This is a genomic window from Nocardiopsis sp. CNS-639, assembly GCF_000381685.1.
GTDB lineage: Bacteria > Actinomycetota > Actinomycetes > Streptosporangiales > Streptosporangiaceae > Nocardiopsis > Nocardiopsis dassonvillei.
The window spans coordinates 1-14,448 of sequence record NZ_KB906878.1 but is presented as its reverse complement, the minus strand read 5'-3'; the positions used below and the strand labels follow the sequence as shown (position 1 = coordinate 14,448).

At 71.5% G+C, this 14,448-nt stretch carries 11 protein-coding genes; 2 read left to right on the top strand and 9 right to left on the bottom strand.

All coding sequences use genetic code 11. From position 1 onward, the window contains the following. Window positions 1–53: 53 nt before the first annotated feature. From G011_RS0125855 to G011_RS0125825, 7 genes are all read right to left on the bottom strand, one after another. Window positions 54–794: a hypothetical protein gene (locus G011_RS0125855; protein WP_019610999.1), complete on the bottom strand. Its 741-nt coding sequence runs from the start codon at window positions 792–794 to the stop codon at window positions 54–56. A gap of 176 nt (window positions 795–970) precedes the next feature. After that, window positions 971–5,308, bottom strand: a complete 4,338-nt coding sequence (locus G011_RS0125850) for a ThuA domain-containing protein (protein ID WP_019610998.1) — start codon at window positions 5,306–5,308, stop codon at window positions 971–973. An 868-nt stretch (window positions 5,309–6,176) separates the two neighbouring features. Beyond that, entirely contained in the window at window positions 6,177–7,010 is an 834-nt protein-coding gene (locus tag G011_RS0125845; RefSeq protein WP_019610997.1) for an ABC transporter ATP-binding protein, read from the bottom strand. After that, on the bottom strand, window positions 7,007–8,041 hold the full coding sequence (locus G011_RS0125840) for an iron chelate uptake ABC transporter family permease subunit (protein ID WP_019610996.1): 1,035 nt from the start codon (window positions 8,039–8,041) through the stop codon (window positions 7,007–7,009). Before G011_RS0125840 ends, G011_RS0125845 begins: the two co-directional genes overlap by 4 nt. Further along, window positions 8,038–9,081 (bottom strand): iron ABC transporter permease, encoded by a 1,044-nt coding sequence (locus G011_RS0125835; protein ID WP_019610995.1) that lies wholly within the window; start codon window positions 9,079–9,081, stop codon window positions 8,038–8,040. Before G011_RS0125835 ends, G011_RS0125840 begins: the two co-directional genes overlap by 4 nt. Continuing rightward, on the bottom strand, window positions 9,081–10,118 hold the full coding sequence (locus G011_RS0125830; RefSeq protein ID WP_019610994.1) for an iron-siderophore ABC transporter substrate-binding protein: 1,038 nt from the start codon (window positions 10,116–10,118) through the stop codon (window positions 9,081–9,083). The genes G011_RS0125835 and G011_RS0125830 overlap by 1 nt, the downstream gene beginning before the upstream one ends. Window positions 10,119–10,470: 352 nt before the next feature. Continuing rightward, complete coding sequence (locus G011_RS0125825; RefSeq protein ID WP_019610993.1) at window positions 10,471–11,292, bottom strand: AraC family transcriptional regulator; 822 nt, start codon at window positions 11,290–11,292, stop codon at window positions 10,471–10,473. A 100-nt stretch (window positions 11,293–11,392) separates the two neighbouring features. Between G011_RS0125825 and G011_RS0125820 the strand changes: the two genes are divergently transcribed. After that, window positions 11,393–12,034: a hypothetical protein gene (locus tag G011_RS0125820; protein WP_019610992.1), complete on the top strand. Its 642-nt coding sequence runs from the start codon at window positions 11,393–11,395 to the stop codon at window positions 12,032–12,034. A gap of 321 nt (window positions 12,035–12,355) precedes the next feature. Here G011_RS0125820 and G011_RS0125810 read toward each other — a convergent pair whose 3' ends face one another. Together G011_RS0125810 and G011_RS0125805 are read right to left on the bottom strand one after the other, a co-directional pair. Then, the gene (locus G011_RS0125810; protein ID WP_019610990.1) at window positions 12,356–13,516 is read right to left on the bottom strand and encodes an RNA-guided endonuclease TnpB family protein; all 1,161 of its coding nucleotides are present in this window, start codon (window positions 13,514–13,516) and stop codon (window positions 12,356–12,358) included. A 232-nt stretch (window positions 13,517–13,748) separates the two neighbouring features. After that, entirely contained in the window at window positions 13,749–14,090 is a 342-nt protein-coding gene (locus G011_RS0125805; RefSeq protein ID WP_019610989.1) for a hypothetical protein, read from the bottom strand. Between the two features lie 98 nt (window positions 14,091–14,188). On the opposite strand from G011_RS0125805, the gene G011_RS31390 reads away from it, so the two are divergent. Then, window positions 14,189–14,371, top strand: coding sequence for a helix-turn-helix domain-containing protein (locus tag G011_RS31390; protein ID WP_081643034.1), 183 nt, complete (start codon window positions 14,189–14,191; stop codon window positions 14,369–14,371). The last annotated feature ends 77 nt before the right edge of the window (window positions 14,372–14,448 follow it).

Sequence of the window (14,448 nt, the reverse complement as noted above, 5' to 3'; positions counted from 1 at the left end):
CGCATGCTCCCCTCTGCGTGCCTCCGGGTGTTCCGGAACCGGGTGGTCACTGGTCACTGGTCGCCGCTGTCGGCGCCGCCCTCCGCGGGCGCGCCGCCGCCCTCGCCGGGCTCGGCTCCGTCGGGTCCCAGGGCGCCGCTGCCGGGCGCCGCGGGCAGGTACAGGTGGACGTGGCCGTGGCCGGACTCGACGCTGACCATGTCCAGTTGGGTGGCCGCCACCGACCAGCCACGGACCGCCTGGGTGCGCAGGTCGCCGGCGAGTTCGAGCAGTTCCGCCCGCTGTCCGTCCTGGGCGCGCTCGGCGTTGGAGTAGGCGACCACCGCCGACCCCAGCAGGTCCACGGCGTTGGACAGCCCCGCGTGCGCGACGTTGTGGCCGCTGTCGCCGGAGGGGGCGTCCTCGAAGTGGACCGCCGCCTCCTGGACGGTCTCCAGCCAGGAGTCGACCTCCCCGGCGCCGGGGGCCTCCCCGGCGGGAGTGGAACCGTCGGGCGGCACGGCCGCGTCCAGGCTCTCCACCACGGGTACCAGCTGCCCGTGCGCGGCGGTGGTGCGCTCGACGAGCTGGTCGACCTGCGCGCGGTCGCGCTGCTGTGCGGAGGCCTGGAGTTCGGCGACGCGCGTCGGATCGGGGGCGGTGTGGTCGTCACCGGTGAAGGTGAGGACGAGGACGCCGACGAGGGCGGCGACCACCAGGAGGGATCCGGCGGTCAGCCACCAGGTGAGCCTGGGCGGGGGAGCCTGCGTCCCGCGGGACGGATCGGGGGAGGAGGGGGCCTTCTTGGCGGACACCGTGACACCTTCTTCTCGTCGTACCTGGGGGCCGGACGCCGCGACGTCGCGCTCCTTTCCGGCGGGGCGCCACCGCGGGGGCGGCGGGGCCGACCGGAACCGGCCCCGCCGTGGTCACGGGACCCCCGGCGGACGCCGCCCCCACCGGGGGGCGGGCGCGCGCCGGAGGTGTCCCGTCACTCGTCGTCGATGAGCGGGCGCAGCCTGTCGGCCAGCTCCAGCAGCTCCTCCCTGGCGGCCTCGTCGGCCACCGCCTCGGCCACCCCGACGAACCGGTCCAGGGCCAGCGTGGCCTGCCCGGTCCGGCCGACGTTCAGGTGGTGTTCGGCCAGCTCCAGCTGCGGGGTCAGCCGGCGCGCCTCGGACACGGTCAGCGCGCCGTCGGCCTCCAGGGCGTCGACGCGCTCCTGGACTTCGGCGAACGTGACCGGTTCGACCGCGTCCAGCTCCTGGACCCGGACGTCGCGGAAGAGCACCCGGTCGGCGTCGCCGTGGTTCTGCAACCCGATGTGGCCCGAGGACAGGTCACGCGCGGGGTCGGTGCTCTCGAACTCGTTCACCAGCTCCCCGTTGATCCACACGCGGATCATCGGGTCGGCCACCTCGATCTCCATCTCGTTCCACTCGCCGACCCGCGCGGGGTGGGAGTCGGCCGCCTGGAAGTCGTAGACGGCGCCGGTCTGGTGGATCGGGTCACCGTCGGGCGCCCCGTAGCCGTCGATCTGGATCTCGTAGCCCTCGTCGACGGCGACCCAGGGGTCGTCCCCGGGCTCGGGGAAGCCGACGAAGACGCCGGAGTTGTCCGTCTCCTCGGCGGCGAGGAAGTCCAGCTTCAGCCGGTAGGACTCCAACTCCGTCTCGTGCCAGAGCAGCCCCATGCCGCCCCGGGTCTCCAGGGCGCAGCCCTCGCCGCCGTCGTCGACGACGCCGAACCCGCCCGGGCCCGCCATGTTCCATCCGTCCAGCGTCCGGCCGTCCCACAGGGGGGTGTAGCCGTCCTCGGCCCCGGCCGGGGCGCACTCCGGCGGCTCGGTGCCGCCCGCCTCGACCGTGATGGTGGCGGTGTCGGAGGCGCCGGTGTCGCCGTCGCCGTCCGTGGCCACGGCGCTGACCTCGTACTCGCCCGCCGCGGCCCCCTGCCAGGTGGCCGTGTACGGGCCCTCGGTCACCGTGGCGACGACCTCGTCGCCGACGAGGAAGTCCACCTTCTCCACACCGGCCTCGGCGTGGTCGGTGACCTCGGCGGAGAGGGGGACGTCCTCGCCCTCCTCGAAGACCGCTCCGTCCTGCGGGCTGGTCAGCTCGGTCTGGGGACCGTGCTCCCCGTGGCCGTCCAGGACCGCCTCGAAGTAGTTGACGTTGAACAGGCCGTCCTCGACCGCGGGGCCCTCACCGTCGAAGACCAGGTACAGCGTGAAGGTCTCCCCGGGGTCGGTGACGTCCATGGTCACGTCGGTCCACTCCTGCCAGCCGCCGGTGGAGGGCACGTCGACGCTGCCGAGCAGTTCGCCGTCGGGGGCGTTCACGCGGGCCTCGATGGTTCCGCCCGCCCCGGCGGAGGCGACCCGGAACTCCATCTGCTCGACTCCGACCAGGTTGGTCGTGTCGTAGGCCGTCCAGTCGCCGTGGCCGATGTGGCTGACGTTGACCAGGCCGCCCTCGGCGTCCGTGGTGGGTTCGGTCCGGACCCCCTCGCTGTCGGTGAAGTACTGGGCCTGCGTCCGGGCGGGCTTGAGGGTGACCCCGTCGCTTCCGGTGAGGCCGGGGGCCCCGTCCCCGCCGGAGTCGGTGTACTCGGCCTCCAGCACCCAGAAGATGTTCATGTCGTGCCCGTGGCCGCCGTCGACCTCGGTGACGCTGACGTCCTCGCAGCTGTCGTACTGGGTCCACGGGTGGGCGTGCCTGTCGTGGCCGAGCGAGGCCGTGACCGCGACGTCGCCGCAGTCGATGCCCTCGCCCACGGAGCCGTCCTCGGCGTCCGCCACGTCCACGCTGAAGGGGATCTGGTCACCCCAGTGGAAGAACTGGCCGTCCCGCGGGGTCTGGAAGGAGACCTCGGGCGCGGTGTTGCCCGCGGTGACCGTCGTGGTGGCCGTGCCCGTGCGCCCCTCGGAGTCGGTGACGGTCAGCACGACCGTGTACTGGCCCGCCTCCTCGAAGGTGTGGGTGGGCGAGACCTCGGTCGAGGTCTGGCCGTCTCCGAAGGACCACGCGTACTCCAGGGGCAGGCCGCCGGGGTGGCTGGAGCCCTCCGCGGAGAACTCCACCTCCAGCGGGGCCGGTCCCGAGGTCGTGGAGGCGCTGATGTCGGCGACCGGGGTGGTCCCGCCGCCGGTGTAGTCGATGCGCGACAGCGCCGAGTCGTCGGCCCCGCCGAAGTAGCCGGACCCGTACTCCAGCACGTACAGGGAGCCGTCCGGGCCGAACTCCATGTCCATGGGGTTGGCCAGGCTGATGTCCGGGACGGTCTCGGTGATGTCCAGGACCTCGCCGTCGTCGCCCAGGTGCACCTGCTTGATCCAGTCGCGGTCCCACTCGTAGAACAGCGGGATGCCGTCGTAGTACTCGGGCCACTTGGTGTCCGACTCCAGTTCGGGGTCGAACCGGTAGGCCGGGCCGCCCATCGGGGCGCCGCCGCCCGTGCCCAGCTGCGGGAACTCCTCCGACTCCTCGTAGCTGTACCAGATCGAGGCGGGGGTGACGGGGGGCAGTTCCGCCAGGCCGGTGTTGCGCGGGGAGTCGTTCACCGGCGCGGCGCAGTCGAACGCCTCTCCGGAGGCCCCGGCCTCGAAGTCGTAGTCGACGAACGCGCTGTTGTTGCCGATGCAGTAGGGCCAGCCGATGTTGGCGGGCTCGGTGATGGCGTGCCAGGAGACCGTGTTCTGCGGTCCCCGTTCGGGGTTGGGCTCGTTGGCGTCGGGCCCGTAGTCGCCCAGGTAGACGGTGCCGTCCTCCTCGTCGACCGTGAACCGGAACGGGTTGCGCAGGCCCATGGCGTAGATCTCGGGCCGGGTCTGCTCGCCGCTGTACTCCTCCGGCGGGAAGAGGTTGCCCTCGGGGATCTCGTAGCCGCCGTCGTCGGTGGGCGTGATCCGCAGGAGCTTGCCGCGCAGGTCGTTGGTGTTGGCCGAGCTGCGCTGGGCGTCGAAGGCGGGGTTGCGCGACTCGCGCTCGTCGATGGGCGTGTAGCCGTCCGACCCGAACGCGCTGGTGTCGTCGCCCGTGGCCAGGTAGAGGTTGCCCTCGGCGTCGAAGTCGATGTGGCCGCCGACGTGGCAGCACATGCCCCGGTCGGTCCCGACCTCCAGCAGGACCTGCTCGCTGTCCAGGTCCAGGGCGGGGGTCTCCCCGTCCGTGAACTGGAAGCGGGAGAGGTTGTTGTGGCCCTCGTAGGGCTCGAAGTCCTCCGGGGAGCCGTCCGCGGGCGCCTCACCCGCCGGGACGCCCTCGATCACGGGCGAGTAGTACAGGTACACCCACCCGTTCTCCTCGAAGTCCGGGTCCAGGGCGACGCCCTGGAGCCCGTCCTCGTCGTGGTTGTACACCGGGACCCGGGCGATCAGCTCGGTGGTGTGGGTGTCGGGGGACCACAGCCGCACGTCGCCGCCGCGGGTGATGTGCATCACGCGGCCGTCGGGCAGGACCGCCAGGCCCATGGGCTCGCCCACGGAGTCCTCGCCCTGCGCGAGGGTGACCTTCTCGAAGTTGTCCCACTGTGTGGCGCCGCAGTCTCCCTCGGCGGTCCCGGCCGCCCACCGCAGCCCGCCGAGCAGGTGCTGGGTGAACTCCGGTTCGGAGTAGGACTCCACGGTGTGGCCGCCGCCGGTGTACCAGGACCGGCCGCCGTCGTAGGCCTGACACCAGGCGATCGGGTGGTCCCACCCCATCTGGCCCCCGGGTTCGACCTGGTCGGCGTAGGAGTCCTCGTCGAGCCCGGCCAGGACGTGTACGTCGCCGCGGGGGGACAGGTCGAAGTCGTACCACTCGTCGTGGCGCTGCCAGCTGGCCGGCAGGTGCTCGGTGGAGGGGTGGACCCTGTCGTTGACCACCACCTGGGCGTCCTGCGTGCCGGGCGGGTGGCTGGCGAAGTAGCCGCCGACGAGGTCGCCGTACCACTCCCAGTCGTAGTGGGTGTCGGAGGCGGAGTGGACGCCGACGAAGCCGCCGCCGCCCTGGACGTAGCGCTCGAAGGCGCCCTGCTCCTCCTCGTTGAGCACGTCGCCGGTGGTGGAGAGCCAGATCACCGCGTCGTAGGCGGCCAGTTCCTCGTCGTTGAACACCGAGGAGTCCTCGGTGTGCGCGGTCTGGAAGCCGTGTTCTTCGCCGAGCGCCTCGATGAGCGCGACGCCGTGGGGGATCGAGTCGTGCCGGAAGCCGGTGGTCTTGGAGAAGATCAGCGTGTTGAACGCGTCCTCGCCGGTCTCGTCGGCGTACGCGACCGGTGCGGTCAGCGTGAGCGCCATGGCGACACCCGACGCGAGCGCGCCGAGTGCCAGCAGGGGTCTCTTCTTCATACGGAACCTCACCTGGGGGTGGGAGCGAAGCGATGAGTCCGTGCGGCGTGCCGGCGCCGACGGCAGGGGCGGCCCGGTGGTCGTGCGGCCCGGCGGGGGCCGAGTGGCTGCGACCGGTGGGCTGACGGGGAGTTCCTGCTATCAGGTGCGGGAAGCGGGGGTGCCGCCTCATCGGTCTCAGCCCATACCGGCTCCTTTCCTCGCTGGCCCTGCCGGAGGCGGACGACGCGGTGGCCGGGGATCGGGGCCGCCCGGCCCCTCAGCGCTCCGTCCACGTCTCGGAGGGGGAGGCCCGGCGGGTCGCCGCCGCCGGACTTCACTTGGTGCGGGCGGGGCAGCTCTTCGTAACCGGGAAAGGCCATGCCGACGGTCCGAAGACGCCACATCGCCCAACTCCTGTGACCTGCCTCACCTGCTGCCTCGAACCGTACGTCGGGCTTATGTCGATCGTCAAGCAGAAGTTGTCGGTGCAGATCGCAATAGGTGGAGTCCGGTCATCCAATAGACCCGGGTCCGCGGGCGGCCTCGACGGGTGCTTTTCCCGAGGTCGTGGGCACGCTCGGCAGCACGCCTTGGCCGACGGTGTTCACCCGGTGTACGGGGGACGTTCCGCGAGGGGACACCGGTGGAGGCCGGCGCCGGCGCCCGCCGGTACATCCTCGTGTCAGCGCGGTGCGGTCGGCGTCCGGAGGCCCGGGCCGGGACGGACAGGACCCGGGCGCACACACAGCCGCGCCCCCGCCCGGGGGGGCGAGGGCGCGACGGATCCGCGCGGGGACCGCGGGGCACGCGAGCCGCGTGGGCACCGTGAGGCGCGCGGCGCCTCCGCGGCCGGGCACGCGACACCGGCCTCAGGGCGGCGCGGGTATCACTCCGCCAGCTGCTCCTCCCCGAGTCCTGCCCCGGTGCTGTGGTACCGGCCCAGGGGCAGCATGAGGGGCCTGCCCGACGTCGGGTCGGTGATCACCTCGCTGCGCAGACCGAACACGGCGTGCACCGTCTCGGGGGTGAGCACCTCCTCGGGCGTGCCCGCGGCGTGCAGCCGCCCGTCCGCGAGCGCGATGAGGTGGTCGGCGTAGCGCGCGGCCAGGTTGAGGTCGTGCAGGACCAGCACGATCGTCGTCCCCAGCGAGCGGTTGAGGTCGGTGAGCAGGTCCAGCACCTCGACCTGGTGGCTGACGTCCAGGAACGTGGTCGGCTCGTCCAGCAGCAGCAGGTCCGTGCGCTGGGCCAGGGCCATCGCGATCCACACGCGCTGGCGCTGCCCGCCGGAGAGCTCGTCCACGGGCCTGTCGGCCAGGTCCACCGTCCGCGTCGCCTCCAGAGCCTCGGCCACGGCCTCGTCGTCCTCCCGGCTCCACCGCGAGAGCATCCTCTGGTGGGGGTGGCGGCCCCGTCCGACGAGGTCGCTCACCGTGATGCCCTCCGGGGCGATCGGCGACTGCGGCAGCAGCCCGAGCGTGCGCGCCAGCTCCTTGGACGGCAGGCGGTGCACCTCCTTGCCGTCCAGGAGCACGTGCCCGACCCGGGGCGCGAGCAGCCGCGACATCGAGCGCAGCAGGGTGGACTTGCCGCACGCGTTGGCGCCCACGATCGCGGTGATCCTGCCGGGCGGGATGGTCAGGTCCAGCGACTCGATGACGACGCGGTCCTTGTAGCCGAGCGTCAGGTCCTCGACGAGCAGCGAATGGGCCGTGGTCACAGCGAGCCTCCCACGCGATTGGTGCGGACGATCAGGTAGACGAGGTAGGGGGCGCCGAGCACGCCGGTGACGACCCCGACCGGGTAGCGGGTCCCGAAGGCGTACTGCGCGCACAGGTCGGCGACCAGGATCAGCAGCGCCCCGACCAGCGCCGAGGGCACCAGCAGTGAGCCGTTCGGCCCCACCAGGCGCGCCGCGATCGGCCCCGACAGGAAGGACACGAAGGCCACCGGCCCCGCCGCCGCGGTCGCGAAGGCGATGAGCCCCACCGCCCCGACGATCGCGACGAGCCGGGTCAGGTCCACGCGCACGCCCAGGGCCGAGGCGGTGTCGTCGCCGAGCTGGAGCGCGGACAGGTTGCCCGACTGGGACAGGAGCACGGGGGCGAGGACGACCAGCGCGACCAGCACCGGGACGGTCTGGTCCCAGCTGGCGCCGTTGAGGCTGCCGGTCAGCCACCGCATCGCCTCCTGGAGGTCCCACTGGGCGGCCTGGTCCAGGACGTAGTCGGTGACGCTGGTGAGCATGGCCGAGATGCCGATGCCGACCAGGATCAGGCGCGTCCCGGCGACCCCGTCCTTGAAGGACAGCGCGTACACCGCCAGCGCCACGAGCAGGCCCGCCGCGATCGCGAAGGCCGACACCCCGGCCTCGCCGAGCGAGAGCACCACGATCGCGAACACGGCCGCCGCGCTGGCCCCCGCGCTGATGCCGATGATGTCCGGGCTGGCCAGGGGGTTGCGCAGCATGGTCTGGAACGTCACGCCCGCGAGTCCGAAGCACAGCCCCGCCGCCACCGCGAGCACGGCCCGCGGCAGCCGGAGCCGCCCCACGGTGAACGAGGCGCCCGGCACGTCCTGGCCCAGGACCACCCGCACGACGTCGCCGGGCGGGTAGAAGGTCTGCCCGACCATCAGGGACAGGGCGAACACGAGGACGATCGCCACGACCAGGGCGGCGATCACGAAGCGCCGCCGGTAGGCGCGGCGCACCCGGCCGCGGGCGACGGTCTCGACGGTGGAGGCGCTCACAGGGCACGCACCTTCTGACGGCGGACGATGTAGATGAAGAAGGGGGCGCCGATCAGCGCGGTCACGATCCCCACGTCGATCTCCGCGGGGCGCGCCACGATGCGGCCGACCACGTCCGCCGCGGTCAGCAGGGCGGCGCCGGTGAGCGCCGAGAACGGGATCAGCCACCGGTGGTCCACGCCCACGAGCAGGCGGCACACGTGCGGGACGACGAGGCCGACGAAGCTGATCGGCCCGGTCACGGCGGTGCTCGCGCCGCACAGCACGACCGCGCCGACGAAGGCCGCGCCCCGCGCGAGCGCGACGCGCTCGCCCAGGCCCGCGGCCAGTTCGTCTCCCAGGGCGAGCAGGTTGAGCGCGCGCGCCGACAGCAGGCACACGACGAACCCGGCCAGGAGGAAGGGCAGCACCTGCGTGACGCTGTCGAAGGTCCCACCGCCCACGCCGCCGATCTGCCAGGACCTAGCCCCGTCGGCGATGTCGGCGCGTGGGAGCACGACGGCCCTGATGAAGGAGGCCAGCGCCGCGGTGGTCGCGGCCCCGGCCAGGGCGAGTTTGAGCGGTGTGGCCCCGCCCCGCCCCAGGGAGCCGATCGTGTAGACGAACACCGTGGTCAGCCCCGCGCCGACGATCGCCACCCACACGAAGCTGGTCGCGGAGGCCAGGCCGAAGTAGGCGATGCCCGCGACGACGGCGAGCGAGGCGCCCATGGTCACGCCCAGGATGCCCGGGTCGGCCAGCGGGTTGCGGGTCACGCCCTGCATGACCGCCCCCGCCACGCCCAGGGCTGCCCCGGCGAGCACGGCCAGCAGCGTGCGGGGGATGCGCTTGGCCACCGCCGCCTGGTCGAAGTTCTCGGTCGCGCCGCCGAAGGCCGCCACGACGGCCGTCCAGGGCACGTCGCGCGAGCCGACGACGACCGAGGCGAACATGAGCGCGGCCAGTGCGCCCAGCACCACCAGCAGCCACAGGGTCTTGCCGCGCCTCGGGCGCCGCACGACGGCGGCGCCCGAGACAGCGGTCGAGGTGTCCGTCGTCACTACTGAGCCTCGTCAGCGGCCTCGGCGAGGAGCGACAGGTAGTCGTCCAGGACCCACGAGATCGACAGCGGGGTCGGGTTCGCGGCCGTGCCCAGCGGGTCGTCACCGGGGAGGTTGACGACGGAGCCGTTCTCCACGGCGGGCATCTGCGACAGCAGCGGGTCGCCCTCCAGGGTCCGCACCAGCTCCTCGCCGCCGTAGGTGACGATGATGTCCACGTCGTTGAACGCGTCCGCCTGCTCGGCGCTCTGGCTCAGGGAGAACTGGTCGGTCTCGGCCGAGGCGGTCGCGATGCTTTCCGGGGTCTCCAGGCCCAGGTCCTCGAAGAACATGGCGCGCGTGTCGTGCGTGGTGTAGAAGCTGACCTCGCTCAGGTCCGTGGTGTCCACGTGGGTCAGGAACATCGCGGACCGGCCCTCGAACTGCGGGTACTCCGCGACCGAGTCCTCGATCTCCTGCTCCAGGCCGGCGATGAGCTCCTCGCCCTCGGCCGCCATGCCCAGGGCCTGGCTGTTGAGCTCGATCATCTCCCGCCACGGGGTGCCCCAGGCGGTCTCGGGGTAGGCGACGACGGGGGCGATCTCGCTGAGCGTGTCGTAGTCCTCCTGGGTCAGCCCGGAGTAGGCGGCCAGGATCACGTCCGGCGCGGTGTCGGCGACGGCCTCGAAGTCGATGCCGTCCGTCTCGTCGAACAGGACCGGGGTCTCCGCGCCCAGTTCGGTGAGCTTCTCCTCGACCCAGGGCAGCACGCCGTTGCCGTCGTCGTCGCCGAAGTCGGCGGAGGCCATGCCGACCGGCACGATCCCCAGGGCCAGCGGGACCTCGTGGTTGGCCCAGTTCACCGTCGCGACCCGCTCGGGCTTGGACTCGATGGTCGTCGTGCCGAGCGCGTGCTCGATGGTGACGGGGGTCCAGTCCCCGGAACCGCCGTCCTCCCCGCCGGAGGAGTCGGAGGAGCCGTCGGAGGAGCAGGCGGCGAGCGCGACGGTGAGCAGCGCGGCGCCGGAGAGCGCGGCCAGCCTTGAAACGCGGGGCATGGTTTCCTTCCCATTGTGGCCGTGGGGCCTCAGCCATGGCGGTGCCATGGTCCGGCTCCCGCACCGCCCCGGCGCGCACACGGGGGTGTGCGTCCGGGAGGGGACCGGTCAGGGTTGGGTCGCGTGGGGACAGGGGCCCGGGGGTGCGCAACGCCGACCCGACCGCGGCGATGCCGAGAGATTAGGTTTGCCTAACCGAATTTAGGGTGTCCTTGGTGGGTTCGCAATCGCGTAGATGCGACATCTTTTATAGCGAAACGGACAACCAGGGTGTGGCGGAGGAGTCTGGAGGGCTTGTTGGGGCCCGTGTTACCGCCCCGCCCCGGGAGCTGGAACGGTGTCCCCGCGGGCCTCACAGGGCGCGGAAGCGGCCCGGACTCAGCCCCGTGACCCGTCGGAAGGCCGCGCCGAACGCGCTCGCCGAGTGGTAGCCCACGCACACCGCCACCTCGTCGATCTCGTCCCCCCGCGCGAGCATCGTCACCGCGTGCTGCACGCGCGCGGTGGTCAGCCACTGGCTGAACCCCAGGCCCGTCTCGGCGCGGAACGCCCGGGTGACGGTGCGGGTGCTCACGCCCAGCCGCGCCGCCCACACGGCCAGGGTGGTGGTGTCGGCGGGGTCCTCGCGCACGGCGGCGACGATGGGGGCCAGCAGCGGTGACTCGGGGATGTGCAGGATCAGCTCGTGCCGTGCCGGGGCGAGGATGTCCAGCACCATCGCCTCGGTCCGCGAACGCTCGTCCGCGGTGAGGCCCTCGGCGTCGAGCCGGTCGAGCAGGAGCCGCAGGAGCGGGGTGATCTCCATGGCCACGGGCCCGTCGGAGATCGAGGGCACCGCGTGGACGCCGAACTGTGCGGCGCGGTGCCAGGTCCCCGCGGGGGTCCATCCGGAGTGGCGCGTCCCGGCCGGGAGCCACAGGCCGACCGTGGGGGTGATCGTCCAGACCCGCGTGCCGACGGTGGCGGAGGAGGCGCCCCGCTGGTTCCAGAGCAGTTCGTGCGTGGGGTGCGAGTGCTCCTCCCAGAACGTGTCCCGGGGGATGATCTCGGCGCTGCCCATGACGACGAAGGGCACCTCGATCTCACCGGCGGCGTAGGAGGGGAGCTTGCGGCTGTCGATCGCCTCGCGCCGCGGGGGCCCGGCGGGACGCGGCCGGGCGTCTGGTCTGACCACGTCCTCCAGGTTAGGCGCAGGTGGGAGCCGCGGCGGCTGTGGCCACCACCCTTCGAAGGCACGTCCGCCCCCTGTCACAGGTGTGTGCTTCGATACCCGCATGAACGCGCCCGAGACCGCCCTCCGCCTGCCCGAACCCGCCGCCCTGCGCGTACTGTCCCGCAGGACGGCGCTGCTGGAGTTCCTCATCGCCCCCGACAGCCGCTACCGCAAGCACGACTTCACCCCCGACTGGCGGCCGGGGTGGGACCTGGCGACGATGAGCAACGGGGGAGGGGACGAGTACGCCATCGCGCTCTCGGACACGGCCGGTCTCATCCGCTGCTTCGATCACGAGTCGGAGACGAGCCCCTACGCCAACGACGAGGAGCACTGGCCGGGGACGGTCGACGCCCTGCCCGGGGAACTCGCGTTCCTCCTGGCGGACACCGACTTCAACGGCGGGGAAGCGCTGTCGGTGAGCGCTCTGCTGTGGCGTCTGCCCGCGGACGCCTCCTGGCGCACCGGTGTCGCCGGAGACCGGGGAGACGGGGCCGGTTGGCTGCTGGGCGGCGTGTACGCCGCCGACCCCGCGCGCTACCACCACGATCACTTCCAGGACTACTACGGGCGCTCCCTGGACCTCGACGCGGTGCGCGCGGTGTTCGAAGGACGGCCGCTGACCGAGGAGGTCGTGGCCGGGCTCAATCCCGGGGCCGACCCCGCCGAGCTGCTGCGCCGCGCGGAGGCGTATCCGGCCTGAGGCCTGGCCTCTCCTGTCATCCTCGGCGCGGAGGGGCCCGTCATCGTCCGGCGGAGAACGTCAGTTCCCCGCGCGAGGGGCGGACGGGTGGATGCGGTACAGCACGTTCGGGCGCAGCGGCCCCTCGGGCACGGCGGGGTCGTCGAAGTCGTCGGCCGGGTCCCGCGTCATCCCGATACGGCGTTTGACTTCCTCTCCCTCGTGAACGAGGGAGATTCCGACCACCCCTTGTCGGGGCGGTGGTACTGCGGGCCTCGCGGCCGCAGCTGGTTCCTGCTTCATCGACATGGCATCCCAGAGGTCTCGGCAGGCTGGCACGGTTCACCCCGAAGGGCTAGTCCATCCGCGCATCAGGGTGTTCTGGGCCGCGTTGACGTCCGCATGAGCTGTGTGCCCGCACCTGCCGCAGTGGAAGACCGATTGGCTCTCTCGGTTCTCCGCCGCGACGTATCCGCACGAGTGACAGGTCTGGGACGTGTACGTGGGGTTGACCTCCATAATCCGGGTGCCGGTGCGCCGGGCCGCGTTCTGACAGGCGAGCTTGAGGCCGTGCCACCCCTTGGTCAGGATCGCCCGGTTCAACCCCGCCTTCTGCCGCACGTTGACGCCCGGGGCGTCGACGGTGCCTTTGGCCGAGGCGGTCATGTTCTTCGTGGTGAGCTTTTCCAGCACCACGACCGCGTTCTTGGCACACAGCGTGTGCGCGGTCTGCGCGGCGAAATCGGCGCGCCGAGCCCGCACCCGCCCGGTCAGCGCGGACAGGGCGGCCCTGGTCCTGGCCCGGTTGTTCGACCCCTTGCGTTGGCGGGCCAGGCGTCGGCGCAGACGGCGCTCCCGCTCGGCCTCTTTGGGGGTTTGGAAGGTGCGGTCGAGCAGGTCTCCATCGCTGGTGGCCACCGCCACCATCACACCCCGGTCGATGCCCACCGCGCTGTCGGGGCGCTCATGCGCCTCCGGGGTGGTCTGACCGTCCTCGCACAGCAACGACACGTACCAGTGGGCCCCGTCGCGGGAGACGGTGGCCGAGCGCACGGTGCCCCGGGGCGCGCGTGACCAGCGAAAGCGCACCCATCCCAGTTTGGGCAGCTTGATGCGTCCCCATTTGCGGCCCAGGCGTTCGATGCTCATCCGTGTGCCGTCGGGGAAGCGGAAGGAGGGCTTCCACCGCCCCTTGGCACGCCATCGCACCTTGAACGTGCCGTGGTCCTTGCAGGCTCGGTCCAGGTCGCGAAGGGTCTGCTGGAGGATGTGGGAGGGGGCGGCCTTCAGCCAGGTCTCCTCGGTCTTGGCCTCGGCCAGTTCACGGGCCTGGAGGTGGTAACCGCAGTAGGGCAGACGCTGGCCGCGCCGCCAACGGGAGACGGCCTCACGCCGCTGGTCCAAGCCGGTGTTCCACACCGCCCGACAGATATCGCCATAGACCTGGCACGACTCGGCCTGCTCGTCGGTGAGCGCGAGCCGATAACGGAATCCCGTCAGCATGGTAAGACCTCCCCTCGAAGAACCAGCACACACCATAGCCAGGCCCTACGACATTGTGGTGGGGACGGCTCGCCCCGTCTTGAAGGGCGGGGTCTGCACCGAAACCGACCAATCCTCTTCCCAGGAGAGGTGTTCCTGGCCCGTAATCGAAATGTCAATTCTCGGATGGAACGTAGAGAATTGAGATGTTTCCGGGAGTGGTGTAGATTTCGCGGTTTTTGTCTTCCCGCACTCACTGCGTTCCGCGAACCTTGCGGTAGGCGGAACGGTTCGGCAGCGGAGGCTGGAACCCGGCCCTGTCCTCGACCACGGAGTCCACGAGGAGGTCGAGCCGGTCGCGCTGCACGTACTTCCAGGTGCCGTACCGGTCCTGGTAGCTCCAGGAGAAGTCGTCCTTGAGACCGATGACGACGTTGCCCAGGTAGGAGGGGCCGACGAGGGCGCGTTCGACGTCGGGGCCGTGGGTCCAGGGGAAGCGCCGCCACTCGACGGTGAAGGCCAGGCCCCGCTGGCTCTGGAAGGCTGCGCTGGCCGCACTGAACATGTCCGGGTTCTGCTGCGTTCGGTTCTGCATACCCTCAGGCTGGCCCGACGGCTCTGTGTTTCAGAGTAAGTGCGGCCTAGCCCAAAAGGAATGGTGGGGCATGCAACTTTGTGGCTACCTTAGGGGATATGGTGGAACAGAATTTCGGGCAAACCCTCGCGCATGAGCGCAAACAGGTTGGCTACACCCTCCGAAGGCTCGCTTCGCTTGCGAACTGCTCTGCGTCAACGCTGTCACGCTGGGAGAACGGGCATGTCAGCCCAGCTCGGGATGATGTGGAGAAAGTAGACAAGGCGCTAGACGGTATGTAGGGAGGGTTCGCTGAAGGGCCGGGACCCCGCTCACACGTTGCCGTGGGTTGCCGACCAGGCAGAACCTGGACGGTAGT